This window comes from Nesterenkonia sphaerica, from assembly GCF_005771565.1.
GTDB lineage: Bacteria > Actinomycetota > Actinomycetes > Actinomycetales > Micrococcaceae > Nesterenkonia > Nesterenkonia sphaerica.
In genome coordinates this window covers 1-631 of sequence record NZ_VAWA01000063.1, presented here as the reverse complement: position 1 = coordinate 631, position 631 = coordinate 1, and the positions used below count along the sequence as shown (strand labels likewise).

1 protein-coding gene is annotated in these 631 nt (G+C 65.1%); it reads right to left on the bottom strand.

The features are described from left to right. Positions 1-631: AMP-binding protein (locus FEF27_RS13115; RefSeq protein ID WP_208009926.1), on the bottom strand; the 631-nt coding region annotated here is incomplete at both ends.

Here is a 631-nt window from a genome sequence, read left to right as displayed (position 1 = left end):
GCAGTTTATCTCCTCGCCGTACTTGTCGTCCGGCACGCCGAACGCCACCGCGTCCGCGATGTCCGGGTGGTCGAGCAGTACCGAGTCGACCTCGATTGGGGATATTTTCTCGCCTCCGCGGTTGATGAGCTCCTTGATGCGGCCGACGAGGTGGAGGTAGCCCTCCTCATCGAGGAAGCCGACGTCGCCGGTGTGGAACCAACCGAAAGCGAAGGCCGCCTTGTTGGCCTCGGGGTTGTTCTTGTAGCCCTTGGTGACGTTGAGCCCCCGGATGCAAACCTCGCCGGGCACGTTAGGCGGGCGGNCGTCGCCGGTGTGGAACCAACCGAAAGCGAAGGCCGCCTTGTTGGCCTCGGGGTTGTTCTTGTAGCCCTTGGTGACGTTGAGCCCCCGGATGCAAACCTCGCCGGGCACGTTAGGCGGGCGGCAAGCGCCCTCCTCGTCCAGGATCGCCATCTCCAGCCCCGTCGGTCGCCCCACAGCGCCGGGCTTCCTGGGTGCGTCCTCCGGCAACGGGTTGGAGGCCATCTGGTGAGAGGCTTCTGTCATCGCGTAGGCTTCTAGCACCGGTGCGCCGAAGGCTGTCTCCAAGTGCTCAAGGATGGCCGGGGCAAGCGATGCGCTGCAACTC